Source organism: Paenibacillus sp. J31R120 (genome assembly GCF_056269225.1).
Map to the genome: position 1 here is coordinate 182,004 of NZ_JBWDNN010000002.1, position 24,881 is coordinate 206,884.

General features: G+C 50.2%; 25 protein-coding genes. 18 read left to right on the forward strand and 7 right to left on the reverse strand.

What is annotated here, in order from left to right:
* Nucleotides 1-82 precede the first annotated feature (82 nt).
* A complete protein-coding gene (locus AC0YNW_RS07445) occupies nt 83-619 on the forward strand; it encodes a sigma-70 family RNA polymerase sigma factor (RefSeq protein WP_475831400.1) in 537 nt (178 codons plus the stop codon).
* A gap of 4 nt (nt 620-623) precedes the next feature.
* A complete protein-coding gene (locus tag AC0YNW_RS07450; protein ID WP_475831401.1) occupies nt 624-1,628 on the forward strand; it encodes a DUF4179 domain-containing protein in 1,005 nt (334 codons plus the stop codon).
* Nucleotides 1,629-1,679: 51 nt separating this feature from the next.
* Here the strand turns inward: AC0YNW_RS07450 and AC0YNW_RS07455 are convergent, their stop codons facing one another.
* The 3 genes from AC0YNW_RS07455 to AC0YNW_RS07465 form a co-directional block, all read right to left on the reverse strand.
* The gene (locus tag AC0YNW_RS07455; RefSeq protein WP_475831402.1) at nt 1,680-2,198 is read right to left on the reverse strand and encodes a DUF3231 family protein; all 519 of its coding nucleotides are present in this window, start codon (nt 2,196-2,198) and stop codon (nt 1,680-1,682) included.
* A 60-nt stretch (nt 2,199-2,258) separates the two neighbouring features.
* Nucleotides 2,259-2,888: a spore coat protein gene (locus AC0YNW_RS07460; protein WP_475831403.1), complete on the reverse strand. Its 630-nt coding sequence runs from the start codon at nt 2,886-2,888 to the stop codon at nt 2,259-2,261.
* Nucleotides 2,889-2,974: 86 nt separating this feature from the next.
* On the reverse strand, nt 2,975-4,663 hold the full coding sequence (locus tag AC0YNW_RS07465; protein WP_475831404.1) for a ribonuclease J: 1,689 nt from the start codon (nt 4,661-4,663) through the stop codon (nt 2,975-2,977).
* A gap of 261 nt (nt 4,664-4,924) precedes the next feature.
* Between AC0YNW_RS07465 and AC0YNW_RS07470 the strand changes: the two genes are divergently transcribed.
* The 8 genes from AC0YNW_RS07470 (at nt 4,925) to AC0YNW_RS07505 (ending at nt 13,129) form a co-directional block, all read left to right on the forward strand.
* Nucleotides 4,925-6,193 (forward strand): ribulose-bisphosphate carboxylase large subunit family protein, encoded by a 1,269-nt coding sequence (locus AC0YNW_RS07470; RefSeq protein WP_475831405.1) that lies wholly within the window; start codon nt 4,925-4,927, stop codon nt 6,191-6,193.
* A 20-nt stretch (nt 6,194-6,213) separates the two neighbouring features.
* A complete protein-coding gene (locus tag AC0YNW_RS07475) occupies nt 6,214-7,587 on the forward strand; it encodes a four-carbon acid sugar kinase family protein (RefSeq protein WP_475831406.1) in 1,374 nt (457 codons plus the stop codon).
* A gap of 43 nt (nt 7,588-7,630) precedes the next feature.
* Nucleotides 7,631-8,278: a GntR family transcriptional regulator gene (locus tag AC0YNW_RS07480; protein WP_475831407.1), complete on the forward strand. Its 648-nt coding sequence runs from the start codon at nt 7,631-7,633 to the stop codon at nt 8,276-8,278.
* Between the two features lie 42 nt (nt 8,279-8,320).
* Nucleotides 8,321-9,355 (forward strand): zinc-dependent alcohol dehydrogenase, encoded by a 1,035-nt coding sequence (locus tag AC0YNW_RS07485; protein WP_475831408.1) that lies wholly within the window; start codon nt 8,321-8,323, stop codon nt 9,353-9,355.
* An 86-nt stretch (nt 9,356-9,441) separates the two neighbouring features.
* Complete coding sequence (locus AC0YNW_RS07490; RefSeq protein WP_387477991.1) at nt 9,442-10,452, forward strand: TRAP transporter substrate-binding protein; 1,011 nt, start codon at nt 9,442-9,444, stop codon at nt 10,450-10,452.
* 104 nt (nt 10,453-10,556) lie between these two features.
* Nucleotides 10,557-11,099, forward strand: coding sequence for a TRAP transporter small permease (locus tag AC0YNW_RS07495; RefSeq protein WP_387477994.1), 543 nt, complete (start codon nt 10,557-10,559; stop codon nt 11,097-11,099).
* Complete coding sequence (locus tag AC0YNW_RS07500; protein WP_387477997.1) at nt 11,099-12,373, forward strand: TRAP transporter large permease; 1,275 nt, start codon at nt 11,099-11,101, stop codon at nt 12,371-12,373. The genes AC0YNW_RS07495 and AC0YNW_RS07500 overlap by 1 nt, the downstream gene beginning before the upstream one ends.
* A gap of 90 nt (nt 12,374-12,463) precedes the next feature.
* Complete coding sequence (locus AC0YNW_RS07505) at nt 12,464-13,129, forward strand: class II aldolase/adducin family protein (protein ID WP_475831409.1); 666 nt, start codon at nt 12,464-12,466, stop codon at nt 13,127-13,129.
* Between the two features lie 226 nt (nt 13,130-13,355).
* Here AC0YNW_RS07505 and AC0YNW_RS07510 read toward each other — a convergent pair whose 3' ends face one another.
* Nucleotides 13,356-14,255 carry a LysR family transcriptional regulator gene (locus AC0YNW_RS07510; protein ID WP_475831410.1) on the reverse strand — a complete coding sequence of 300 codons (900 nt, stop codon included), beginning with the start codon at nt 14,253-14,255 and terminating at the stop codon, nt 13,356-13,358.
* A gap of 142 nt (nt 14,256-14,397) precedes the next feature.
* On the opposite strand from AC0YNW_RS07510, the gene AC0YNW_RS07515 reads away from it, so the two are divergent.
* Nucleotides 14,398-15,150, forward strand: a complete 753-nt coding sequence (locus AC0YNW_RS07515; RefSeq protein ID WP_475831411.1) for an SDR family NAD(P)-dependent oxidoreductase — start codon at nt 14,398-14,400, stop codon at nt 15,148-15,150.
* A gap of 145 nt (nt 15,151-15,295) precedes the next feature.
* On the opposite strand, the gene AC0YNW_RS07520 is transcribed toward AC0YNW_RS07515, so the two are convergent.
* Both AC0YNW_RS07520 and AC0YNW_RS07525 read right to left on the reverse strand, forming a co-directional pair.
* Nucleotides 15,296-15,913: a DUF2812 domain-containing protein gene (locus tag AC0YNW_RS07520; protein WP_475831412.1), complete on the reverse strand. Its 618-nt coding sequence runs from the start codon at nt 15,911-15,913 to the stop codon at nt 15,296-15,298.
* Nucleotides 15,914-15,917: 4 nt separating this feature from the next.
* Nucleotides 15,918-16,238 (reverse strand): PadR family transcriptional regulator, encoded by a 321-nt coding sequence (locus tag AC0YNW_RS07525; protein WP_475831413.1) that lies wholly within the window; start codon nt 16,236-16,238, stop codon nt 15,918-15,920.
* Between the two features lie 185 nt (nt 16,239-16,423).
* Here AC0YNW_RS07525 and AC0YNW_RS07530 point away from each other — a divergent pair, with 185 nt between their 5' ends.
* A complete protein-coding gene (locus AC0YNW_RS07530; RefSeq protein ID WP_475831414.1) occupies nt 16,424-17,299 on the forward strand; it encodes a patatin-like phospholipase family protein in 876 nt (291 codons plus the stop codon).
* Nucleotides 17,300-17,859: 560 nt separating this feature from the next.
* Here the strand turns inward: AC0YNW_RS07530 and AC0YNW_RS07535 are convergent.
* Nucleotides 17,860-19,077, reverse strand: a complete 1,218-nt coding sequence (locus AC0YNW_RS07535) for a hypothetical protein (protein ID WP_475831415.1) — start codon at nt 19,075-19,077, stop codon at nt 17,860-17,862.
* 211 nt (nt 19,078-19,288) lie between these two features.
* Here AC0YNW_RS07535 and AC0YNW_RS07540 point away from each other — a divergent pair, with 211 nt between their 5' ends.
* The 6 genes from AC0YNW_RS07540 (at nt 19,289) to AC0YNW_RS07565 (ending at nt 24,881) form a co-directional block, all read left to right on the forward strand.
* Nucleotides 19,289-19,501 (forward strand): hypothetical protein, encoded by a 213-nt coding sequence (locus AC0YNW_RS07540; RefSeq protein ID WP_475831416.1) that lies wholly within the window; start codon nt 19,289-19,291, stop codon nt 19,499-19,501.
* A 136-nt stretch (nt 19,502-19,637) separates the two neighbouring features.
* Nucleotides 19,638-19,880, forward strand: coding sequence for a nucleoside triphosphate pyrophosphohydrolase (locus AC0YNW_RS07545; RefSeq protein WP_475832174.1), 243 nt, complete (start codon nt 19,638-19,640; stop codon nt 19,878-19,880).
* 29 nt (nt 19,881-19,909) lie between these two features.
* Nucleotides 19,910-20,569, forward strand: coding sequence for a peptide-methionine (S)-S-oxide reductase MsrA (gene msrA / locus AC0YNW_RS07550; protein ID WP_475831417.1), 660 nt, complete (start codon nt 19,910-19,912; stop codon nt 20,567-20,569).
* A gap of 118 nt (nt 20,570-20,687) precedes the next feature.
* Nucleotides 20,688-20,960, forward strand: a complete 273-nt coding sequence (locus AC0YNW_RS07555) for a hypothetical protein (RefSeq protein WP_475831418.1) — start codon at nt 20,688-20,690, stop codon at nt 20,958-20,960.
* 242 nt (nt 20,961-21,202) lie between these two features.
* Entirely contained in the window at nt 21,203-23,152 is a 1,950-nt protein-coding gene (locus AC0YNW_RS07560; RefSeq protein WP_475831419.1) for a LuxR C-terminal-related transcriptional regulator, read from the forward strand.
* A gap of 304 nt (nt 23,153-23,456) precedes the next feature.
* A complete protein-coding gene (locus tag AC0YNW_RS07565; RefSeq protein WP_475831420.1) occupies nt 23,457-24,881 on the forward strand; it encodes an RtcB family protein in 1,425 nt (474 codons plus the stop codon).

The following is a 24,881-nucleotide window of genomic DNA, read 5'->3' on the forward strand; positions in this document are numbered from 1 at the left end:
GAAATAGATGCTGATAGGAATCGGCAATGACAGGCGTATTAGCTTGTAGTACCACACATGGAAGCAAAGGAGGGCAGGCAGCGTGGGCATGACAGAGGAAAACATCGTAAAGCACATCAAGAGGCGCAACGAAAGGGCGCTGGCGTTCATCGTCAAGACATACGGCGGATTGCTTGCGGCGATTATTAAGCGGCATGTACAGTTCAATGAGCAAGAGTATGAGGAATGCCTTGACGATGTGCTGCTGGCGATCTGGCATCATATCGACTCATTCGATGAAGAGAGGAATACATTCAAGCAATGGATCGCCGCGATCGCCAAGCACCGCGCCATCGATTATCAGCGCAGAATGTCGAGAAGAAGCCAGCATGTGGTGACGGCGGACATAACGGATGAGCTGTATTACAAGCAGCCTGAATCCATGCCGTCGCATGATGTTGAGGATGTGCTGGAGCAATTGTCGGAGTCGGAGCGAATCGTATTCGAGAAGTACTATCTCGAGGGCGTGCCTTCGCGAGAGATGGCGCAGCAACTGAACGTGAAAGAATCATGGATTCATAACAAGCTGTCGCGGGGCCGCAGCAAGCTTAGGGACATATTGATTCCGAGGAAGGTGTAGAGGGATGTCGATCTATAAAGATTTGAATGAAAAGAGACTGGACTTATCGCAATATGAGGAGGAGTCGCAGTCCGATATTGAGCAGAAGCAATGGGTGAACCGTGTAAAAAGGAAGCTGGGACGCCGCAACGCTCTGGCATCGAGAAGATGGGTAGGCTTCGCCGCTGTATTAATACTCGCCATAGGCGTGACGTTGTCTTACGGCAAGCTGACGCTTGCCAAAATCCCATCTGCAGCAGGCCAGATCGAACGATTCATCCACGGCGAGAATCCGCCGGATTATTCCGCTTACAAGACCATCATTGGCGAATCCGGCGAGAATGCGTATGGCAAGCTGACGCTGAATGAAGTGCTCGTCGATTCCGATCGACTGCTGATCAGTTCAACCTTCGAGCCAGCGAAGGGAGTAGACTTCAGCTATCAGACGCAGCTTAGGCCGAGCGTGCTGGTGAACGGAGAGGATCTTCAGCTTACGAGAGGCTCGCAATCAATTAAGGTTGTGGAAGGCATGTACTCCGTATACGGCGATATTAACGTGCGGGAGCTCCCGCGAGACGGACAACCGCTTCAACTGACGATTACCTACGATCGAATCAGCGGAAAAGGCGAGCATGCGATTACAGGCAAGCCAATCGAGCAGCCTTGGGTTTTCCATGTAGAGGTATCTACGAGCGAGCTTGCCGCTGCCATGACAACCGTTGATCTGAATGAAACGATACCGCTGCTTCAGGGAGAAGCCGTAACAATCGAAAGCGCGATCCTGACGCCAATATCGACGCTGATTTATTTTGACGCGGCGGAGGCATCCGATTCGCTGAGGCTGAAGCTTGTCGCGGACAGCGGGCAAGAGATTCTGGAATCGGAGGGTTATATATCGGACGAACCGGGGGAGAGGTCGTATATTCGATTCGGTCCGATGGATGTTGGGCAGGAGTCGTATCGCATCGTTCCGATCGGCTTTGACCATCGCGAGGAGCTTGGGCAAGGGCAAGGCGTTCAGATCCCATAAGCACAAAGAAAGGATGGCTCCGGCTATAAGCCTGGACCATCCTTTCACTGGCTATACTTCGACCGTTTCCGGACGTTTAATCTGAAGAGGAGGAGGGACGAGCCAGCCCTTCTCTTTGCTCATGCGAAGTATTTTCAGACCATTAGCCGTTTTGGTTAAATGGTATTTAGCGAATAGAGCCCCTACATCCTCACGGATGGACTTGCCCATAATCTGGCTGCAAGCCACTAGCCCTGCAGCGCCGTCAGCTCCAACCATCGGAGCGATCTCATTATCAGCGAAGCGCGCCCCCGCAGGGATATCCTCCAGCCTTGCATCAGGTCTTGCCGGCGGGGAAGGAGGAGGAGCAATACCGTTCTCTTTTAATAGCTCATCGCACTCTTCCGCTTCAAGCTTCGCCTGATCAATGCATTGATCAAGGAACTTTTTCAAGTCATTGTCGCCTGCATGAATTTTTAAGGCGCTATATGTGGAGACACATCCTTTTGCGACCATGGAGAATTGCCAAATATCATAGATCTCTCCGTAGTGAAGCGGGTTGTCTTTCGGATTGCCTGATAAAATGCCCATTTTATAATTCTCCTTATTCACCTGTAGATGCAGGATTCATTTTTAGTGGTTGTTGCTGATTTATTGCGTGATGGTAGGGTATGTCATCGTTGCAGGTCTTTGATAGTAGTTGCCTTGAAGACCCATTGCGCTTGCATTGATATTGGCTGGCTGATAATGGTTCAATACCGTATTGGTCGTGATCTCCTTCATCGTGGGAACCTGATAATAGCCTGCTTGGTTCATGTATTGCCATACTTCGTAAGCTTGCTCGGAGCAATTCACCGCGCCTTGCTGCATCATGGAGCGCAGCTGCGGGTTGGCGCATTCCAAGGCAGCGATAATCTTCATGGATGCGGAGGACTTGTGAAGGCCTAGCAATGCGCAAGCGACATCTCTGTCGTCGATTTGATTCGCAGATGCATTCGGGCTCGCAGGCGCTGGATGATCCAGACCGTAAGTCGGTGTGAAGTTTTTAGACGCTGCATAAGGCGAGCCTTGAGCAGCCCCTTGTCCAGACAGATGCTGAACGGCTTGAACGAAGCGGTTGTATTCGTCTATCGTGAACTGAAGCTGCTTGTCCAAAATTAGAGTAAGCCGTGAATCCTTGGCGTACGGACGATACAGTTGCATCGTATTGATAATCGTAATGGCTGTGGACAGTACTTCATGTACTTCCATTGTTTCGTGAGCGCCTAAATGTGCTGCCAAAGTTTTTCCTCCTCAGGGTTGAAGTGTGCACCGTGTTTAAAATGCCTAGTTAGACTGTTAAATATGCGAGGCGAAGGATACTGATTCTAAACCTCGATAATGATGGGAAGAATCATGGGCCTTCTCTTTGTTTTGGAATATAGGAAAGCGCCGACCGAATCTTTGGTTTTGGTCTTTAACAGAGACCACTTCCAGTCATTCCCCGACTCTTGCAGCTCCTCGATCGTCCGGATGACAATTCTGCCGACTTCGCCAAGCAAGCCTTCTGATTCCTTCACATAGACAAAGCCTCTTGTAATGACATCCGGGTCAGAAAGCAGGGCGTTCTCTTGGCGGCTTAATGTAATGACGATGACGATAATGCCATCCTCGGACAGATGCTTGCGATCCCGCAGGACGATATTCCCGACATCGCCGATTCCGAATCCGTCCACTAACGTATTGCCTGCCGGGACTTGTCTCGTGCTAGCTGCTTGGCTGCCGCTGATATCCAGCACATCGCCGTTTCTTAGAATAAAGATATGCTCACGTTCGACGCCGACGTCCACGGCAAGCTGACGGTGTTGGTGCAGCATACGGTATTCCCCGTGAATCGGAACAAAATAGGTCGGTTTCATGAGGGTGAGCATCAGCTTTAGTTCCTCTTGGCTGCCATGCCCAGACACATGCATGCCGGCTCCCCCGCTGCCGCCGTGGATGACATGTGCTCCAAGTAGATACAGATGATCCAGCGTGCTGGCCACATTACGTTCATTGCCGGGGATTGGAGAAGAAGCAAAAATAACCGTATCGCCGGGATCGACTGTGATTAAAGGATGCGTAGAGCTGGCAAGCCGCGACAAGGCTGCCATTGGTTCGCCTTGGCTGCCTGTGCATAATACTGCGATTCGATCGCGAGTGAACTGCCCGGCTTCTCTGGGCTCAATGATCATCCCCTCCGGAATATCCAGATACCCGAGCTCTTGAGATACTTTCACGACATTAACCATGCTTCGCCCTAGCAGCATAAGCTTGCGGTCGGTTTTGCTCGCGGCATTAATCACCTGTTGCAGTCTGTTTACGTTGGAGGCGAAGGTGGTGAGAAAAATTTTGTTATTCGCCTTCTGGAACGCTTCTTCAATTTTCTCTCCGACCAGCTTCTCGGATGGTGTAAATCCAGGCCGCTCCGCATTGGTGCTCTCGGATAACAGAAGGAGCACTCCGCGTTCGCCGATCCTGGCCATTTTGTGCACGTCGGGAAATTGCTTGTTCGCAGGCGAGAGATCGAACTTGAAGTCGCCAGTATGGACGACCGTTCCTTCCGGCGTGTCGATGGCGATGCCTACGCAATCCGGAATGCTATGGTTGGTACGGAAGAAGGATAGCTTAAGCAAGCCCAGCTCAACGATGCTGTCAGTGTTAATGTCATGCAGATCGCTATCGCTCAGGTTATGCTCCTTCAGCTTTCCCTTTATTAGCCCGAGTGTCAGTGGAGTTCCATATATCGGCATATTCAACTGTTTCAATATGTAAGGAATAGCCCCGATATGATCCTCATGTCCATGCGTGATAAATAAACCGCGAATCCGCTGCTTATTCTCCAGCAAATAGGTAATATCGGGAACGATGAGATCGATGCCGAGCAGGCTCTCGTCTGGGAATTTGGAGCCGCAATCAATCACGATGATATCGTCGTCGTACTGAACGACGTACATATTTTTTCCAATCTCGAATACGCCGCCAAGCGCAAATACAGACAGCTTGCCCTTATACTGCGGCTTTTTAAGTTGCGTCATCTTATCCGTCCTTCCAGTAAAAATCCATAATCGATTAATGTGAATACGCCTGCAGTTTTGGTCTCTTTTAATATTCGATAAATGGGTTAATCTATTCACTTGCTGCCATTCCTGACGGCTACACCGTTCACAGCTTTGAAAAAATGATCACAAATGCGTTGACTTTTGAAAGCGGTTTATTTATGATGGGTACTAATAGATCCAACATAGATCTATCATAGATCTATCGAAATAAACCTCAGGAATGGAGGTTGATCGAGTTTGTCGCAACATCGGGTAATGGCATCTTATCTTATCGAAACTCCTTATTCTCTGGCGCATGCGGCAGAGCTAATGGCAGGGGAACAGTCTACGGGCACGTTCATAGCGGTGCCTGGCGAGACGCCAGAGTTGAACGCGCGCCATCGTGCCGAGATTGTTCGAATAGAAGAGCTGGACGGGTCACATCAGCCTTCGCTGCCTGATAGCGCGAGGCCAGTCGGCGGAGGAAAAACTCTTTACCGCAGAGGATTGGTTCAGTTGTCCTTTCCCCTTGATAACTTTGGACCTTCACTAGCTAATCTGATGAGCACCGTAGCGGGCAACCTTTACGAACTGCGCGAGCTGTCGGGCATTCGATTAGTGGATCTGGAGCTGCCTTCTCCATTCACCGACCGTTATCCAGGTCCTCGATTCGGTATCGAAGGTACACGGAAGCTGGTTCATGTGTATGACCGCCCGATTATCGGAACAATCATCAAACCTAGCATCGGGCTTCCGATTGTGGAGTATGGCTCGCTTGTAGGAGGATTGGCTGAGGCGGGCTTGGATTTCATCAAAGACGATGAGCTCTGCGCTAATCCTCCGTATGCTCCGTTCGAGCAGCGGGTGAATACGGTGATGGAACAGATTGAGCGGGCAGCTGATTGCACAGGCCGAAAGCTGATGTACGCCTTTAACATTACTGGCGATATCGATGAGATGAAGCGGCATCACGACATCGTCGTGAAAGCTGGCGGAACTTGCATCATGGTTGCCGTTAACAGCATGGGCTTGCCGGCTGTCGCACATTTGAGGCAATACGCCGAGGTTCCGATTCATGGACATCGCACGCAATGGGGAGCGATGACTCGTTCTCCGATGCTGGGGATGGGCTTCAAGGCTTACCAGAAGCTGTGCCGGTTAGCCGGCGTGGATCATCTGCACACGAACGGGCTGAACAGTAAATTTGCCGAGAGCAATAAAGCTGTAGCCCAATCCATCAAGGATTGCCTCACGCCTCTCTTTGGCGGATATCCCGTAATGCCGGTGCTGTCATCCGCGCAATGGGCGGGCAGTGCGGAACCTACTTACAAGGCGGTTCCTTCAAGTGATGTGATTCACTTGGCTGGGGGAGGCATACTGGCTCACCCAGGCGGCGCAGCAGAAGGCGTGCTGAGCATGAAGCAGGGCTGGGAAGCTGCTGCAAGCGGCATTCCATTAGCGGAATACGCCAAGACGCATCCGGCTCTTCAACAAGCGATTGAGAAATTCAGGAAAGCTCGCAACTAGACTAGACGGAGGTACAAAATATGCAGGACAATGAACTTCTACTGGCTTTTTACGGGGACGATTTTACAGGCTCGACGGATGCCATGGAAGCGCTGTCGCGAAGCGGTTACCGCACAGTATTGTTCCTTGAAGCACCTTCGCCCGATATGCTGAAGCGTTTCGAAGGCATCCGCTGCGTAGGTGTCGCCGGAACAAGCCGAGCGAAGAATCCCGAGGAACTGGGCAAGGAAGTGGGGCCAGTAATGGAGCGACTAGCGCAATTGCCAGTCGGTGTCATCCATTATAAAACATGCTCCACCTTCGATTCTTCGCCGGAATTCGGCAGTATCGGGGAAGCAATAAAAGTCACATTGCCTTACTTCGAGAATCAAGCGACGGTCCCACTGTTGGTAGGAGCGCCTGCACTTGGCCGCTACACGGTTTTCGGCCATCACTTTGCAAGGTTTGACGGAGAGGTATATCGGCTTGATCGACATCCGGTTATGTCGCGTCATCCCGTCACTCCGATGGAGGAAGCGGATTTAAGGCTCCATCTGCAGAAGCAGCTGGATGTCAGCATGGAGCTGATGAGCATTGTGGAGCTTGAAGGCGGCACAGAGAAAGCGGGGGCAATCTATCGGGAGAAGCTGGAGCGCAAACCAGGCGTCATCTTGTTCGATGCGCTGGATGATGCGACAATGAGGCTGACAGGCCAGCTGATTTGGGAATCAGCCACAGCAGGACTCCAGTTCGTTGTTGGCTCCTCCGGCGTTGAATATGCGCTGACGGCTCATTGGGATGTGGCGGGTATTCAGAAAGCGGATCAACATGAGAATCCGGTCGGCGCAGGGATCGTTCCAGCAAGCCGAATTCTAGCCGTATCTGGCAGCGCCTCCCCGGTCAGCCAGCGTCAGATCGAGACGGCGATCGAGCAAGGTTTTGCCGGCATCCGAATTCCGCCAGAATGTCTGGCCGAAGACCGGAGCTTGCCGGAACAGCTGTTGAACGAGGTTATCTGGCATCTTCAAGAAGGGCGAAGTGTCGTGCTGTATACTGCGTTAGGCCCGGAGGACCCCGCTATCGCGGCGACCCGCAAGGCTATCGCCGACAGGGGTGTCGGCGGTTCGCAAACGGGAGAGCATATTGGACGACAGCTTGGCAGATGGACGAAGCATATTATGCTGCAGGCGAACCTTGGCAGAGTTGTTATTGCAGGCGGTGACACATCGGGATTCGTGACAAGCGAGATGGGCATCTATGGATTGGAGATGGCATTACCGATCTCTCCCGGAGCGCCGCTGTGCAAGGTTTACTCGCAGGATGAGGGAATGGACGGATTGGAGCTCGCGCTCAAAGGCGGGCAGTTTGGAAGCCCGGATTACTTTGTGAAGGTGCGGGATGCCGCGTCCGGATAACGAATAATAGAGAAATCGTGTTGAAAGGATGTTGTCTTGTACGATGGTTGAACAAAAGAAGGAATCACTTCTATTGAAGGACATTGCCTACAATCAAATCAAGGAGCATATTCTTGACGAACGCTTCGAGCCTGGCCGCTTCTTGTCAGAGCGTGAGCTGATCGAGCTATTGGAGATGAGCAAGACGCCGATCAAGTCAGCGCTAACGCGGCTGGAGACGGAGGGATTCCTGACCGTTTCCTCCAAGCAAGGCATCATTATTAACGATCTGGCGATCGATCGCATTATCGACATCTATGATTTGCGTACCGCGCTTGAAACGTTCAACATCCAGAGCATAGTAGGCAGAGGGCTCTCCGAGGCACAGACATTGGCGCTTAAGGCTAATTTGGAAGCGACGGAGGAGATTGTCGGGCGTCTGAACGTCAAGGAATTCGCCAAAGCGGATCATGAATTCCATTTGTTAATCTGCAAATTTGCAGGCAATCAAGAAATTCATAGAGTCCTGCTTAACTATCAGGATCATCTGCTCCGCATCACGCTAAGACATCTAAAGAAAGATCCGCATCGCATGAGGGACTTTTTGCAGGATCACCTTGATATATTCGCTTTACTGGAGAAGGGGAATGGCGATTGCGTAGATCGTATGAAGGAGCATCTTCAAGCCTCTAAGCGGAAGCTATTGTTCTAAAAGCTATAGACAGCATGAGTATGGCAGAATGGGGGAAAATATATGAAAGCCGTGTACGTGGACGATGCTTACACAGTCGTAGTGAAAGAGGTAGACAAACCGAAAGTGGGTCAGAACGAGGTTTTGATCCAAGTAAAAGCAGCAGGCATCTGCGGGTCTGATATCCATACGTACAAAGGACTGCATCCTTTCCGCAAGCCGCCGGTTATTATCGGACATGAAATTGCCGGAGAAGTAGTCGAGATTGGGGAAGCCGTCACGAAATTCAAAGTCGGCGATCGGGTTACGGTGGAGCCTCAGACAGGTTGCGGCCATTGCGAATATTGCTTGACGGGCAGCGTGAACTATTGTGCTGGCCGCGGAGCGCCGGGAATTGGAAGCTGGTATGGGGCGATGGCGGAATACTTCGCAGCTCCCGAGCAGACCGTGTTCAAGCTGCCTGATGGAATGGACTATGATCTGGGCGTGCTAGTAGAGCCATTCGCCGTTGGCGTTCATGCCGTACGAAAAGCGGGTATTCAAGTAGGCGATAAAGTGGCGATACTGGGAGCCGGGCCAATCGGATTGCTGGCTATGGCAGCAGCCAAGGCGGCAGGCGCAACGACGACGCTAGTCACAGATGTGATGGACTACGCGCTAGAGATTGCGGATCAGATGGGAGCTACCCATTCGATGAACATTATGAACCTGCCGGATTGGACGGAAGAAGCCAAAGTGGCAATTGGAGGAGACTTCGATAAGGTGCTAATTGCGGCGGGCGTTCCCGGCATTATCGATCAATCTCTTAAGCTGCTGCGCAAAGGCGGGCGTATCGTGACAATAGCGATGTTCCAAGGTACGCAAACCTTCGACATTCATAATTTGCAAAATCAGGAGAAAGAAATCATCGGGTGCATGACCTATACACGAGAAGATACGATAACTGCCATTGACATGTTAATGGCCGGTTCAGTCAACGAGCAGGCTATCATTTCTCATAAGCTGACCTGCGAGCAGGCTGCCGAGGGCTTCCGTCTTGTCGACAAGAAAGAAGATCAATCCATGAAAGTGCTGGTCACATTCGAGGACGCGAATTAATCGCGTCGATGCGAAGGGTATATCCGGGCGGCGCCTGCCGCTCCGGCAGCCATACATCATAAGACTAACTCATAGGGGGATGTATCATGTTCAAAAAGCTGGCAACCATCATGGTCATTACAGCGATGTTTATTACTGCCGCTTGCGGCAACGGCGGGTCCGCTTCCGGCGGCAATGGCGGATCGTCTGAGGAAAAGACAGTAAAGCTGCGTCTCGGCCATATTACGGGCGAAAGCGACGCTTGGCATATTGGAGCAATGAAATTCGCGGAGCTGGTGAAAGAAAAAAGCGGAGGCACTGTAGAAGTCGATGTATTCGCAAGCTCCACGCTTGGCAATGACCGCGACTTGATCGAAGGCATGCAGCTCGGCTCCGTCGACTTTGCGCTTGTAGCAGGCGTATTGTCCAACTTCCATGAACCTTATTCGATTCTCGAAGTCCCATACCTGTTCCGTGACCAGGATCACCTGGAGAAAGTATTGTATGGGGAAGTCGGCGACAAGCTGAAAGCTGACCTGCTGGAGGATGCAAGCATTCGCGGCCTGGAGTTTTGGGTGCGTGGACCGCGTCAGCTGACGACTAATAAAAAAGTTGAAACGGTTGATGATCTGAAAGGCGTTAAAATCCGCGTACCGGAAATCCCGGCGTCGATCGAGGCTTGGAGCGCAATGGGCGCCTCTCCGATGCCGATGGCCTTTGGCGAAGTGTATTCCTCGCTGCAGACGGGCGTCATCAACTCTCAGGAAAACCCGCTTGCCTTTATCTCAAGCAACAAGATGCAAGAAGTTCAGGATTATTTGGTTATGACTAATCACGTCTATGGCTACGTGCAGCTAGCGATGAGCGACATCACGTATAAGAAATTATCAGAGAGCCAACGCAAGGCAGTGGAAGAGGCTGCCAAAGAAGCGACTCAGTTTGAAAACGCTTTAGTAGCGGAGCAAGAGGAAGAGCTAATGAAATCTCTGCAGGAACAAGGCATGGAAGTCATTGAAGTCGATACGGCTGCTTTTGCGGAGAAAGTGAAGCCGGTTCTGGAGAAGTTTGCAGCCCGTTATGGCCAAGAGCTGTATGACAGCATTATAGCTACGAAATAAATTTCATTTAAACCTGATTTTGGCCGGCCTTCATCCTCGGTCTGCGTCTGGAGGAAAGTCGGCCTATATTGTGAATTTTCCGTATGAAGACGGGAGGATATAGGATGAAAGCGATCATCAAAGGATTTGACGTGGTCAATAAGCTTGTTGGTTATATCGTTGGAACTATGCTTATGGTCATGTCAGTCTTGGTTATTGTACAGATTATTAGCCGCTTCGTCGTTGATGTTCCGATTCACTGGACCGAGGAGCTTGCGCGGTATCTGATGATTTACACTGTATTTCTAGGAGCAGCCTTGGCGCTGCGCCATCATAAGCTCATTGCCGTAGAGGTTCTGGCAGAGACGATAAAGCCGAAGCCGCGTAAAATCCTGAAAATTGCGGTCATGCTCATTACTATCGTCTTTATGGTCATTCTGACTGTTAAGGGCTTTGAAATGATGCCGATCGTCAGTAAGCAGACTTCCTCTGCGATGGGCATGCCGATGAGCATGGCCTACATGGCGATTCCAATCGGGGCGATCTTGATGATTATGAATGCGATTGTCGTCATTATGGAGTTTTTGACCAATGAGCATGTAGAGACAAGTGAAGCAGCACGCGAGCTGAAAGCAATTGAACAGCAAGAGAAAGGGGAGCAGCTGTAATGGGTCTGATACTATTTATATTTCTGCTGCTGTTTTTTGCAATCGGCGTCCCTGTTGCTGTCGCAATGGGCTTGGCATCTGCAGTAGCGATTTGGTGGGATGGCGGCACGCCGCTGATCGTTCTCGTTCAGCGCGCGTTCACCTCGATTGATATGTTCCCGCTCATGGCGATTCCGTTTTTTGTGCTTGCAGGCGTGCTGATGGAATTCGGCGGTATATCCAAGCGCTTGATCAACTTCGCCAATGCGCTTACCGGACACTTTTCAGGAGGGCTGGCATTCGTTACGATCGTAACTTCCATGTTCTTTGCTGCAATCTCCGGTTCGGCTGCCGCCACGACGGCGGCGCTAGGCAGCATTCTGATCCCGGCGATGATTCGGCGCGGCTATCACCGCAACTTTGCCGGTTCTGTACAATCGGTATCCGGAGAGCTGGGCGTTATTCTGCCGCCAAGTATTCCGCTTATCCTGTACGGCATTTCGACCGAAACGTCGATTGGCGACCTGTTTATGGCAGGCTTTTTGCCTGGGCTGCTGATTGCGGCATCCTTGATGATAACCGTCGTGATTATTGCCAAGAAAAGAAAGTACCCAAGCGAGAAGAAGAAGTCCGGCAAAGAATTGTGGGTTGCGTTCAAAGAATCGTTCCTCGCTTTGCTTATGCCCGTTATTATTCTTGGCGGCATCTATGGCGGTATCTTCACACCGACTGAAGCAGCAGGTGTAGCAGTACTCTATTCGTTTATCGTAGGTGTATTCATCTATCGTGAGATCAAGTTCAAGCAGCTGATGCATATCTTCACGTCGTCTGTTGTTACGACATCAGCCATTATGTTCATCCTGTCAAGCGCGGGCTTGTTTGGCTGGATATTGACGCGCGAAGGCATTCCGCAGCAGGTGGCCCAATTCTTTATCAACTTCTCGGACAGCGCGGTCGTCTTCTTGCTGCTCGTTAATTTGTTCCTGCTATTCATCGGGATGTTCATGGAGACCAACGCTTCGGTTATTATATTGGCTCCGTTGCTCTTGCCTGTCGCAGTGCATTTGGGCGTTGACCCAGTTCACTTCGGCATGATTATGATCGTCAACCTGGCTATCGGCATGTGTACGCCGCCGCTCGGCATTAACCTGTTTATCTCGTCTTCGATTGCGAAGATTAACCTGCTGCAGATTACGAGGGGGATGATACCGTTCTACATCGCCATGATTATCGCTCTTATGCTAATCACTTATATTCCACAGATTTCGTTGTTCTTGCCTAGCATATTGAAATAATAGGGGCGGGCAAGCAGTGGAGCTCGCTCTCACTGGATATGAGGTGAATAAGTAACTGAGGTGAATAAGTAACGAGAGGAGATGGTCCCTGTGCCGTCAGTCGACATCATCATGAAGCAATTGCAGCATACCGGCCAATATATGATGCAATACGGCCTTGCCTGGGGCAATGCCGGCAATATTAGTGCCCGCACGGAAGGGGACCGCTATATGATTACGGCTAGCGGAACTTTCCTGGGAGAGCTGGAAGATCAGGATCTCGTCGAATGTGATATGTCCGGTGCTGTTTATGGAACGGAGAGGAAGATGCCGTCCAAGGAGACGCCCATGCACCGCGCAGTCTATGAGAGCCGCCCGGAGATCGGTGCTGTCTTGCACGCATCGCCATTTTATAGCACGCTCGTAGCTTGCTCCGATATCGAGATTCCGTCCAATTGGTTCGTGGAGACGATGTACTATTTGGAAAAGATAGAACGTGTGCCTTATTATCATCCAGGCAGTGCAGCGCTAGGCGAGGGTGTCCGAGAGAAGGCGAAGCATGCGAATATATTGCTGCTTGAGAATCACGGCGTCCTTGTCTATGATACGTCGATCCGCGAAGCGCGCATGGCGCTCCAGACACTGGAGATGGCTTGCCGAATGCTGGTGGTTTCCCAATCGGCGAATATCGCGATGGCAGGGTTGTCACGTGACACGGAGATGGATTTTTTGGAGAAAGCAGGCTATAAGCCGAGAAGGAATTGGGATCTGTCTTAGCAGATTGTGACGTAAAAGATAAGGAGATGTCTCCATTAGGCCATAAGCCTGATTCGAGGCATCTCCTTTTTACGCAGGCGCATAACTCCATTCGTAATTGGAGCTGCTTGCATGGCTACACTTAACCCCATTAAGCATATAAGGGAAGAGATCTGGCCTCTCAGGCCAGGTCTCTTTCAGTTGACTTGGCTGCTCATGAATGGACGCTTGTCCGTCAGGGGGAACGTTATGATAAGTGATCCAGCTGTAGCTTGAGCTTTTGGACAAAAACGCTGGAAGCATGGGGAAGATGCTGCTCCTCTGAATGTATCCATCCCAGATAGACCGGCTTATTGCCCTCGATATCCAGCTCGATAGTCGTTATTCCTTTGGAGGAAGCGGATTGATCAGAGAAGGAGAAATTTAAGCCGACGGTAATGGCGGCACCGTCCTCCACCGCCTTAATAATAGCGTCTTTGTTGTTGGTGTAGAACAATACATGGAGAGGTCCATAGCGGGACTCGAATTCTTGAATGAACCACTTCAAATAATCGTCGTTGTATAAGACTAGCGGCTGACTTCTTAATTGCTCGGAAGACATAGATGACTGTCGTGCGAAGGGGGAGTACCGGCTGACACCCGCGATCAGCTTGCCCTCTAGCAGCCGCTCGAACGATAGGCTCATATGCCGATGAAGCTCCTCGTTCCAAATAATAAGGCCGAGATCGATTTTGTTTTGCCGAATGTCATTTACAATTTCGGTTGTTCCTTTTTCGGTAATCTCCATTTCGACCCGGGGGTAGTCCCGTTTGAAGCTGATAATTGTATCGACGAATAAGGAGAGGGGGACTGGAATCGCAGCCAGCCTCAACTGTCCGCTTAACTCGGAGGTGTAGCTCTTGGCCTCATCTTCGATTTCATTGATTTTAGCCAGCACCTCGAATGCTTTCTGAATAATCGACTTGCCTTCCGCAGTCGGAACCGTTCCGGTCCGGGAGCGATTGAAGAGCATAATCCCCAGCTCCGACTCCAGATTGGAGAGAGACTGGCTGACGGCCGAGACGCTAAGATGCAAGTTTTGCGCGGCCCCGGTAACAGAGCCGGTTTTGGCTACCTCTACAATACAAGCCAACTGCTCCAGCTGCATGGTTACCGCCTCCATTTTCCTTTAGCTGAACTTAAGGATTGTTTAATACGTTTAAATTTACTTGAACATTATTCGGCAGTACGATGATGACAAGACCTTATTCAATAAATGTTCACAACTAGATCAACGGGAGGTTGTTCAGATGACAACAATTAAACGTGTAGCGGTACTTACAGGCGGAGCCAGCGGCATTGGCCGAGAGACGAGCCTTCACTTTGCCCGCAAGGGAGACCGTGTCGTGGTAGCTGACTTTAATGAAGCGGGCGGACAAGAGACGGTAGAGCAAATCATCAAAGAAGGCGGAGAAGCCGTTTTCGTCAAAGTAGACGTATCGAAGCAAGAGGAAGTGGATGCGCTTGTCGACAAAACGGTTGAAGCTTACGGCAGAATCGACGTCATGTTCAACAATGCCGGTATTGGAGGCGCAGGCCCTGTACTGGATCAGAATATGGATCTGTACCATCGCACAATCTCCATTAACCAGCATGGGGTTGCGTATGGCATTATGGCAGCAGGCAGAAAGATGCGAGAGCTGGGTATCAAAGGCGTCATTATTAACACCGCATCCGTATTCGGCTTCTTAGCTTCGCCTGGAACGTTCGCTTATCATGCGACCAAAGGTGCTGTCATTATGATGTCCAAATCAGCGGCGCTTGATCTGTCGCCGCACGGCATTCGCGTCGTTGCGGTTGCCCCGGGCGCCGTCGATACGCCGATTATTCAAGGCTACAAGGACCATGGCATGCTTGATAGCATGAGGGCGAAAGTTATGGGCGGCGAGCTCACCCAGCCTGAAGCGTTGGCGAAGACGGTATACCTGGTATCGTTGGACGAAGCCGAAGCGATCAACGGCAGCGTCGTCATGGCCGATCAAGGCTACGCTTCCTTCAAATAAGTAAAGGCCTGGAAGGCATCCATTCAAACTTGTAACCCAAAAACACCACAACGCTGAACGGCATCCCATTTGTTCGACACATCTAACAAGTGGGGGCAGTCCACGGCAGCGTTGTGGTGTTTTTCATGCAGGGCGGTTACTTCTCCTACATGATCCGAGTGGATTCATATTGTTTCTTGGCCTTATAGGAGAAGATGCTGGCAAGAGCGATCATGAGCGGAATGATCATCCACAGGAATCCCCTGCCTAGAGCAAATGGTGTCTCGAACAGGAAGGAGCCCCAGAATGCCGGCCCTTCCTTATTCCATAGCCCCGGTGTGAAATAGAGCATCTTCGGATTCAGGAATGCAGCGAGGTCAATGTTCCCCGTCATGATCAAGACGGGGAAGAGCGGAATGAAGCATGCAGCCAGCGATGACCACATGTCCGCCAGCCTTTTGTATCGGCCTGCCTTGGAATCTACGTCTGAGAAGATGTCGTCTGATTGGCTCTCCCCGATTTTCCTGAAGTACTGAGCGCCGGAGCTTCTCGTACCGGCAATATGCGTCCAGCCGCAGTCCTCAAATAGCGCGCGGTAATCCTCGAAGTCGGAAGCGCGGCGGAAGGTGCGGTAGTCGATTCGTAAGGCGACTTCCACGCCGGGTACAGCCGGTTCAAATTCATATCCGAACGACTTGCGGGATAAGATATAGCCTTGTATAGCCATGTCATTCAGCCATTGTTCTTCTTTCTCCAGGTTCACGAAATATTTATGTTTGCGCATGTCCTTACCTCCTGTTGCTCCATCTGTCATTCGTTACGTTAATCATATGCATCATTCGGTCGAAGTCGGCTCTCAGCATCGATAGACCGTAATCTGTAATGACATATACTTTGCGGCGGCTGTCCTCGCTCGGGACGGGCTGAATCCACTTCAGCTTCAGCAGGTTGTCGATAGCGCCGTACAGCGTTCCGGCTGCCATTCGGACCTGGCCGTGGCTCAGCTCTTCGACCTTCTGCAGGATGACATATCCATGCGCGGGCTCAGTCAATGCAAGAAGGATATAATAGACGGTCTCGGTAAGCGGCAAATGACGGTCTCTTTGCATGATGGTTCTCTCCCGTTCAGTAGTTGAATGATAGATCGTCGAATTGTAGTGTTAATGGTATCATTCAAACTATACAGTTAAACTATATAGTTTGATTATATACAGTTGAACTGTATAAAGCAAGAGAGCTATAGATTTTTGGGTGTTCAAGTGCTAGGCTGAAGAGAGGGTTTAGTGCGTGATCCATGTCGCGAAGGAGGCAGCTCATGAATGCGAACGGCTTAATATTGGAAGGCGGAGGCATGCGCGGGATTTATACGGCGGGCGTGCTGGAGTATTTTTCAGAGCATGGACTTTATTTTCCATATACAATCGGCGTGTCGGCTGGCGCCTGCATGGGAGCGAGCTATTTGTCCCGGCAGCTGGGACGCAATCGCATCGTGAATGTGAACTGGGTGAGCGATCCCAGATATATATCATGGGGCAATCTGTTGAAGAAGGGCCAGTTGTTTGGGATGGATTTTATATTCGATGAGATTCCGAACAAGCTGGTTCCGTTTGATTATGAAGCTTTTCAGAATAGCCCGGAGGAATATGCCATCGGCACGACGGATTGTATGACAGGCGAGGCAGTCTATTATCATAAGAATGATCCCGATTATGACTTGTTAAGGCTGTTAAGGGCTTCAAGCTCGCTTCCCTTCATTGCCCCGATCGTCGAGTTCGGCGGCAGGAAGCTGCTTGACGGGGGCATTGCCGATCCCATCCCGCTGCGAGAAGCGGAGAGACAAGGCTACAAGCGCAATGTGCTCATTCTGACGCGCAATAGCGACTATCGTAAATCCCGCTCGCGGTTCCCTTGGCTGATGAAGCGAGCTTATGCCAAGTATCCGAAGCTTGTGGAGACAATGCTGCGCAGGCATGAGGTCTACAATGAGACTTTGGATTATATTGATAAGCAGGAGAAGGCGGGGAACGTATTCGTTATTCGGCCCCAAGAGACCTTGAGCGTAGGCAGAATGGAGCGGGATAAGGAGAAGCTGGATGCGCTCTACATGCAGGGCTACCACGATGCGGGCAAGTTGATGCCGTCTCTTCAGGAATGGATGGGCGATTATTAACTGTATCGTTAATCATGAGAAATTTCATGATTTTCCCTAAATCGTCCCAGTAATTATGAAGGATAGCTTTTATACCGAGAGACATGAAGTCTATAAGAAACGCTGGAGTAAAGAAGGGGTGTCTTCTTATCCGACTGTAGGAAACCTACGTATCGGACGGATCGAGCAGAATGCGGTAAAGCTGATGTCGGCTTTAATGAGTTTTCTCGGAATAATTCAGAGATTGAATTATTCAGTTGGATTGGTAGATGTGAGTAGAGTGGATCACTGCTTATTTTTGTTGTTATTATTGAAGTACAATCTATATATAATTACAACTAATAGAGTGATTATTATACCTATATTTAATTGATTAATAAACAAAAGTCCTGACATGCGTTCTAATGCAGTTGTAATCATGGCAAAAGCAAATGGGAATAATATAGCAAGAAATACAAGAAAAATGTTGTTGGGCCTGATATTGTCCATCTCCTTAATATGCAACATATCCAGCCTGCCTCAACAAAGAGCAGGCTGAATATGTTGTACGATTACTATTGTTTATTTTAAGCTGGCAATACCTAATAATTATATCTTATATTTCTACTGTTTTGCATAGTATATGTGCTTGTACCAAACTCTAGCTTTGCTTTATTAATAACATTTATACCAGCTAGGGAACTGCCTGCAGACGACCATGCGATTCCTGGTTGAATTCTGGAGGGGCTTGGCATGGTATATTCAGTATTATGAAAAGGAAAGATACCTGGCTTGAATAGCTTCCAGTGGATGTTTTTTGTAGCACTATCCCCACTGTTCGTAATTTTCATCGTATCAGGAGAGACAGTGAATGTCCAAGATACATTCCAAGGGAGTCCAACGGTTATTTGACTTGATGTAGTTGTGGCTGATGGGCCCCAAGAGAGAAGTTGGTCTGCTGGAAAGGGTAAAATATGATTTGCTTCAGCATTTTTCATAAGTCCACTATTATATGATGTGGTTTCAACATTATTTCTCAAATAGAAATAATCATAATTTGGATCAGTATCACTTCTTGTATTTTGAAATAAAATCATTTGGGAAAGTAGTTTACCTCTCAGGATAGGTTGATTACTTGCATTTACTACGTAGGTGCTATCAACTATGTCACCTGGGTTCCAGACAATTGTATCCGACCCATAATTCAAGGGGCTGACAGTTGATTCATTAGAACTTTTAATATTTAATAAAATGGAATGAACAAATGAAGATGCAGGAGTTTCTAAAATCGTACCCTCTAAATCAAAAACATTAATTGATGCATTAAGAACAAGCTTTTTATCCTTGAAAGATATCAGGTTATACTGTGGATTATATTCAGCAAGAGATGTATCAATTTCCTTTAGGTTTTTTGTCACTGTTTGTTCATCATCATAATGTTGAAGAACCAACTTTATTAAGGAATCTTCCCCGTAAAAATACACATTTGCACCACTTTCAATCACTGGAAAAACTCGATTGATATTTTCTCTGAATTCACTAATATTGTATATAAAAATACCGTCATTAGAGTTGTTAATTTTTATTTTTTTATCATCGTTAACGTCAATTCTGTGCAAATAATCGGATATTTGAGAAAAAGTTTCATCCACAGAAGATAATTCTTTTAAAGAAACTAATAAATCATCATTTTCACTGTCAATTAGAGATATTTGTGAATCATGGTTTAATGTGATTTTAGTGCCCGTTGATGCTATAACAGTGGAAGCATTTAGTGTCAGTGTGAAAACTAATAGTAAACTCAAGTAGATTTTTTTCAAAAATGACATCTCCTTTTAAAATGGATTAATATTCCTTAGTTTGTTAATATACATGAGATACAGCCATTATGCAGGATAGTTTGATAAGATGATTTCAGTCTAAACCTCGTTCGTAGTAAAGGAAACTATGTCAGAATGGTAGTATATAATCCCTCCTTTCATATTGTCCATCTTAAACATAATAACACAATTTAGTAGTATATACATATTTTTGGTTAATTTAGTTCAGTCAGATTCATTTCGAAGCTTGCTCAACACAGCGAAGCTGATGGAGGAGAACGGAACGCTGTACAGGCTGAAGGAGCTGGAGTATCTGGAGAAGATATGCGATCGGGTAGGCAGCATCTCGCTTACCGGCGGGGGCAATCTGCTGGAGCAGCTGAACGCTCTGGTCGGCGCGAAAAAAGCCGGAGATCATTCGTGATATAATAATCTCTGGCTTTTTATTGATCAGAAATATCCCTATAAAGGAGAATCCTCTCATGCCGGTTTATCATAAGCTTGTCCGTGACCGTATCCCTCATATGATTAAGGCTAAAGGCGAGAGCTGCCGTACGTGAATTCTGGAGCCCTCGGAATACAGCAAGGAATTGAAGGCCAAGCTGCAGGAAGAGCTTCACGAGTATCTGGAGGCGGCCGAGCCTGCCGATGCGCTGGAGGAACTGGCGGATATACTGGAGGTTATACGCGCCTTGGCACTGCTGCACGGAAGCGATGCCGAGGAGCTTGAGGCGATCAGGGTGAGGAAAGCGGAGCAGCGGGGCGGCTTTGCGGATCGCGTGTATCTCATCGACACAGAGTAGTCATGCAGCGGTGGAAGGAGGTCGGACCCGTGGAAATAGACAAAATAGTCCGTGTGAACAGTCCATGGAACGGAGAAGCTGAGCGGATTACCTTGGGCATGGGCTGCTTCTGGAGCCCGGAGGCGCTGTTCGGCGCCATGCCAGGCGTGGTTCATACACGGGTAGGCTATGCGGGTGGCACAACCGATAAGCCGACATACCGTGAGATGGGGGATCATACGGAGTGCGTTCAGCTTGAATTTGACAGCGGCACAGTAGCCTTTGAGGAACTGGTTGCGATCTTCTGGGAGCGGCATCAACCCGTCAATATTAATGGTTATAAAGGCAGGCAGTACCAATCGCTGCTCTTCTATGAGAACGAAAGCCAGCGGTCGGCGATTGACCGGGTGCTGCTGGAGCGGGAGCGGAGCGGGCTTGGCAGGCCAGAGACGGACATTGTGCCTTGCAGCCCCTTCTATGCGGCAGAGGAACGTCATCAGAAATATTACCTAAAGCGGTACCCGCAAGCGATCGAAGCGCTCAGTACCTTGCAACCCCGATTGAACGATTCCACGATTGCCGCCAGGCTGAACGGGTTGGCGAAAGGCTATACCAGCATGGAACGCATCAAAAATGAAATAGAGACATGGCAGATTAGCGATGGTGAAAGAAGCGGCATTTTGGGTTTGATATCCTCCATCCGGTGGTAATAACAATAGCTGGGTCCGATAAGAAATGCTATAATTTGTTAGCAATGATCCAGCAATCGAAGGCTGAAGGCAAACGGTGTGCTCAGGTTTTCGTTATCCGCGAATAGGGGAGATACACATGAAGGTTTATCTGATTCTGACTCAAATCGTATATGTCATTGGCTTGCTGCCTTGGTTTGTGTTCTGGGGCTTGTCTTTCATGAGCTTTGACAGCGGCATCGGGGTTGCCAATACGTCTTTTGTGCTGGCTATTACCGTGTATCCTATTGCGGCTGCCGCATGCTCTTTAATCGCTTGGTTCATTCATAAGCGGAAGAAGCGGACAGCGGTTATCGTCAATTTGATACCGATGCTTTGGGTGCTGGGACTGGGATTGCTTCTCGTATTATAAAATAAAGATTTTTTCAGACCGCTAGGGTGAGGAGCTCACCCTAGCGGTTTTTTGATAGCCATCTATTACTTGTCACTGCTAGTTGCAACATCATTTATGGTGTTAACTGCCAAGCGGGCCGGTGACATTCCACGCTTGCAGACGCGGGGGAATGCGTTATTGATCTTTTGCCGAATGCCTTGTCATCCTTCCCTGATCATAATACAGTTAAGGTAGTGAACTAATTCGGAGGCTAATCATCGATGAACATGCCGCGCGCAGAGGTTAAGAATCGTTTTGTAGGACGGGCCAGGGAGAAAGCATGGCTGGAGGAGTGGCTGGATGATGCGGAAGCGCCGCTCTCCTTGCTGGCCATTACGGGAATCGGCGGAGTCGGCAAGTCGACGCTTCTGTCGGAATATATGCGCATAAGCTCGGAGCGAGGCGTGCTGTGCCTATGGCTGGACGGGAGACATCTGCTTCTTTCTCCACTGGCCTTCATGGATCATTTGACAGCGGCGCTCGCCTTGGAGGCTGGGGGCTATTATGCTGCGGCTCCGTTGTCTCCTCTCATAAAGGCAACGCCAAAGAAGCGCGTTCTGGTCTGTATCGACAATTATGAGGATATGCGGATGCTGGAGCGATGGATGATGGACGCTTTTATTCCGAAGTTGTCGAGGCAAGGTGTAATGGTCGTGCTAGCGTCTCGGCCCGCATTCTCCATTGACTGGTCAAGCCATCCTCAGCTCGGGGAATCGTACAGGTTAATTACGCTAGAAAATTTCAACCGTGTCGAGACGGAGCGCTATTGGATCACAGTGGACAAGGGACAAGGGGATCATCCGCTTCGGGAAGCCAGCTTATATGATCTAACCGGCGGCCATCCGCTAACGCTGGCGCTTACGATGGATACGCTCGAACGGAACGGGGAGCTGCATCTGCTTGCGCAAGGAACATGCCATATCTCCAGCCATCTTAGCGCACGGATGTTGCAGGAGCTGGCCGGTTCCGGCATGCTTCCGCTTGTGGATGTATTGTCCGTGCTGCACACCGCGAATCAGGAGGAGCTGGCGCATGTAAGCGGCAGCGGAGTTTCCATAACAGAGTTCCAGGCGCTTGCAGGGTTTTCGTTCATTCGGCAGACACCGGGAGGCATTACGCTGCATGACTCTGCGCGCCTTCATCTTCTGCGGGACTTGAAGCTGCGCGAGCCCGGCCGGTTGTATACGCTGAGGGATCGCGCTATGGGCATGCTGCATAGCCGATTGCAGCAGTATGAGAATCCCGCCATGCGGCTGCGAATTGCTAGCCAGATGCTGCAGATTTGCAGGGAAGCGCTGCCGCTGCTGAATCGTCAATACGCGGATATTTCAGCGGAGCCTTTCACTGGGAGCCTGGATTTGCCGCGTAAGGATGATCTGTCGATGCTTCATGAGCTGCTGAGACAATGGTGCGAATATAGCATCGATCCCGAACAAGCCGTGAAGTATTATAGGCTGCTGGATGAGCTGTATCTCCATTCGCCGGAAAGCATCGCAGTGCTTCGCGATCGCGAAGGAGAGCCGATCGGAATGATTATCGTGACCCTCCTGCACCGGGAGACCAGTGCGCTGCTGGCGCGGAGTGAGTTCGATGAATTGGAAGAATGCGAGGCGGTGATGGATGTCTATGTCACGCCGGAAGAGGCTGATACGCATCTGGCTGTCCTGGTTGCTGCCCGGGGAGATCATCCAGGTTATACGAGAGAAGAGCTCATCGGCCATATGATTCTGGACCGGCTGTCACTTCTAGGCGAAGGGACAAGAGTGCTGCTCGTCGCAACAAACAGTCATTTGAAGGCATTTTTATCGGGATTAGGGTTCGTAGCGAGCCCTGCAGTCACCGGCAAATGCGATACGTCATTCGCCGAATCCGAGCTGTTATCGCTCGACCACCGGAGCGGAGGATTCGGCATTTGGGCGATGAACTTTTGGCGGAAGGCCCATTCAGCCGCCAAGGAGCCAGCTGGCTTGCCGCTTGAGCTGACGGAGCGAGAGAAGGAAGTGCTGCAATGGATGGCTGAAGGCGCCTCCAACAAAGAAATTGCGACCAGGCTGATCGTGACGAGTGAAACCGTGAAGACGCATGTCCGCAACATATTCAGAAAGCTGGATGTCGATCGCCGGATGAAGGCGGTAGCGAAGGCTGAGAAGCTGAATTTGCTGAAGCCTTAAGCATGCCAAAACAGTTATAGTCATTTATTACATTGAAGCTGCGAAATGCATGAAGTATGATTGCTCTATTACATTTGGAGAGGGGGCCGAGGGCCGTGATCGTAAAGTTGATGAGAACACGCAAAGCAAATCGAAACTTCCATAATTTTGTCCTTCGGCCTCTACGGGCCTGAGCTGAAGCGGCAGCGTGCATCCAATCGGGTGGCGCCCTTGTGCCGGTTTGTTCTTTATGCTTGAAGACCGTAAGCTACTGGGCTTACGGTCTTCTTTTTTATTTTCCAAACAAGAGAGGATACACGATTATATGAATAACAATCAAGAAACCTATTATCGACAGATCGACCTTCCGGCTGGTGATCTGCATATCTACGCCAGCGACCGGCTGTTCCGCGACATGGGAGCCAAGGTGCTGGAGATGGCGAACAACAATTTGCAAATCCCGAATATCCGCTATATGAGCTATACGCCGGATGCGCATGTAGGCGTCGGAACCTGCATCGGCACAACGGCGGTATGGGGTGAGGCAGACGGCTTTGTCTCTCCTTCCATTGTAGGCAGTGACATCGGCTGCGGCATGCGCGTCCATGTGACGAATCTGAATGCGGAGCAAATCAAGGATGTCAGGCTGCGGCGGAAGCTGGTGAAGGCGATCGAGCGGCTCATTCCGGTGGAAAGCCATACGAGAGGCCACTTCTCCGACATCAGACTGGAGCATGTGCTGCGCAAGGGCCTTCATGGCCTACCGGGGAAATATGTGCCGGATGCCTATACGCCAAGACGCGCCACTTCGCTTACTCATGTGGAGAGCAGCGGCTTCCGCTATAACGAGAACGCGCTGAACAGGCTGCCCGAGCCGGTATGGCACCGGGCGCATCGCCAGCTTGGCACGCTGGGCGGAGGCAATCACTTCATCGAAATTCAATCGTTGCAGATCAACCCTGAGAGTCGGGAGGTCGCTGAGCAATGGGGTCTCTTCGACGGGCAAGTCATCGTCATGATTCATAGCGGGTCCCGGGCCTGGGGCGGAGCGGTGAATCAATATTGCAGCACCGATGTCGCCAAGACGATGCGCAAGCTGGGCCTTGGCACAGCAGATCCCAAGCTGCAGTTCGCGCCGCTGGACAGCGAGGCCGGGGATACGTATACGAATCTGATGTACTCCGCGCTGAATTATGCTATTGTGAATCGCCACTTGCTGGCTTATGCGGTGCGGGAGGCGTTCCGCGACGTCCTTGGTCCTGCCGTGGAGCTGAAGACGCTGTATGATTTGATGCACAATTATGCTTGCAGCGAGGGCGAGAAGGATCGTTATTTCGTCCATCGGAAAGGAGCGACAAGGGCGCTTCCGGGGGGGCATCCCGGCAATCCGGCGCCTTATGCAGCGACCGGCCATCCCGCGCTAATTCCGGGTTCGATGGGAACCTCCTCTTATCTGATGGTAGGAGCGCCTGGCGGCGTAAGCAATTACTATTCCATCTGCCATGGAGCAGGACGCATCCGTTCCCGGAACGCGACGAAGCAGCTGGTAACCGTCGATGAATTCGCAGCCGCCATGCGTGTGGGGCAAGAGGACGAGATCGTCGTTAACCATCGCGCACTGGAGTCAATTCTGGACGAGTCTCCCCAAGCCTATAAGGATGTTGACCAAATAATCGAAAGCGTCGTAGGAGCCGGCCTTGCCACTGTCGTGGCCAAATGCAGCCCGCTCGCGACAGTAAAAGGAGTATGA

Excerpts from the sequence above, each read along its gene's own strand:
- AC0YNW_RS07450 (WP_475831401.1), top strand. The coding sequence starts at position 624 with ATGTCGATCTATAAAGATTTGAATGAAAAGAGACTGGACTTATCGCAA.
- AC0YNW_RS07455 (WP_475831402.1), bottom strand. The coding sequence starts at position 2,198 with ATGGGCATTTTATCAGGCAATCCGAAAGACAACCCGCTTCACTACGGA.
- AC0YNW_RS07465 (WP_475831404.1), bottom strand. The coding sequence starts at position 4,663 with ATGACGCAACTTAAAAAGCCGCAGTATAAGGGCAAGCTGTCTGTATTT.
- AC0YNW_RS07475 (WP_475831406.1), top strand. The coding sequence starts at position 6,214 with ATGCAGGACAATGAACTTCTACTGGCTTTTTACGGGGACGATTTTACA.
- AC0YNW_RS07480 (WP_475831407.1), top strand. The coding sequence starts at position 7,631 with ATGGTTGAACAAAAGAAGGAATCACTTCTATTGAAGGACATTGCCTAC.
- AC0YNW_RS07485 (WP_475831408.1), top strand. The coding sequence starts at position 8,321 with ATGAAAGCCGTGTACGTGGACGATGCTTACACAGTCGTAGTGAAAGAG.
- AC0YNW_RS07490 (WP_387477991.1), top strand. The coding sequence starts at position 9,442 with ATGTTCAAAAAGCTGGCAACCATCATGGTCATTACAGCGATGTTTATT.
- AC0YNW_RS07495 (WP_387477994.1), top strand. The coding sequence starts at position 10,557 with ATGAAAGCGATCATCAAAGGATTTGACGTGGTCAATAAGCTTGTTGGT.
- AC0YNW_RS07500 (WP_387477997.1), top strand. The coding sequence starts at position 11,099 with ATGGGTCTGATACTATTTATATTTCTGCTGCTGTTTTTTGCAATCGGC.
- AC0YNW_RS07510 (WP_475831410.1), bottom strand. The coding sequence starts at position 14,255 with ATGCAGCTGGAGCAGTTGGCTTGTATTGTAGAGGTAGCCAAAACCGGC.
- AC0YNW_RS07515 (WP_475831411.1), top strand. The coding sequence starts at position 14,398 with ATGACAACAATTAAACGTGTAGCGGTACTTACAGGCGGAGCCAGCGGC.
- AC0YNW_RS07520 (WP_475831412.1), bottom strand. The coding sequence starts at position 15,913 with ATGCGCAAACATAAATATTTCGTGAACCTGGAGAAAGAAGAACAATGG.
- AC0YNW_RS07525 (WP_475831413.1), bottom strand. The coding sequence starts at position 16,238 with ATGCAAAGAGACCGTCATTTGCCGCTTACCGAGACCGTCTATTATATC.
- AC0YNW_RS07530 (WP_475831414.1), top strand. The coding sequence starts at position 16,424 with ATGTCGCGAAGGAGGCAGCTCATGAATGCGAACGGCTTAATATTGGAA.
- AC0YNW_RS07555 (WP_475831418.1), top strand. The coding sequence starts at position 20,688 with ATGAAGGTTTATCTGATTCTGACTCAAATCGTATATGTCATTGGCTTG.
- AC0YNW_RS07560 (WP_475831419.1), top strand. The coding sequence starts at position 21,203 with ATGAACATGCCGCGCGCAGAGGTTAAGAATCGTTTTGTAGGACGGGCC.
- AC0YNW_RS07565 (WP_475831420.1), top strand. The coding sequence starts at position 23,457 with ATGAATAACAATCAAGAAACCTATTATCGACAGATCGACCTTCCGGCT.